1 protein-coding gene is annotated in these 571 nt (G+C 61.1%); it reads left to right on the top strand.

The window, feature by feature from the left end; translation table 11 throughout:
- Positions 1-166 precede the first annotated feature (166 nt).
- Entirely contained in the window at positions 167-541 is a 375-nt protein-coding gene (locus CJ255_RS22275; RefSeq protein ID WP_097646225.1) for a hypothetical protein, read from the top strand.
- Positions 542-571: the final 30 nt, after the last annotated feature.

Here is a 571-nt window from a genome sequence, read left to right as displayed (position 1 = left end):
CGCAGATTATTGCTTCCTCATCTGCGAAATCTGCGTAATCTGCGGATACTACAATCGCCGCCGACTCCCCTCGGCGCGTCGCCCCGCCTGGGGTTGCAACACTCGTTGCAGCCACCGGGGAGGGTGGCTGCGTGCTGATTCCCACTTGGGAAAGGAGGCTTCGGCTATGGCTACCGCAGAGATGCTGTCATTTGATGAATTGGTGCGCTTGTTTGGTTCGCCCTACCGAACCAACAAGCACGACGCGATCGCCAGAGATCCGCGCTATGCAGCGATCATTCCGGTTGTCCACGCCCACGTCTGCGCCGCCCGGATGGGCATGAGTGTCGAGGCGTACATGGCCTGGAACAATGAACGACCGCACGCGCTTCCCCCGCCTGCACCGGCCCCAACGCGCTCGCCGCTGCCACTGCGCCCCAGCCGCCGCCCGTGGTGGCTGCGCTTCTTCGCACGCTCATGGCGATGGCAAAGTCCTCCTGATCGTCCGCAGATTACGCAGATTACGCAGATTATTGCTTCCTCATCTGCGAAATCTGCGTAATCTGCGGATACTACAATCGCCGCCGACTCC

Origin of the sequence: Candidatus Viridilinea mediisalina (assembly GCF_002532535.1) — a bacterium.
GTDB classification, from domain to species: domain Bacteria; phylum Chloroflexota; class Chloroflexia; order Chloroflexales; family Chloroflexaceae; genus Viridilinea; species Viridilinea mediisalina.
This window is presented reverse-complemented; position numbering and strand designations above follow the sequence as displayed.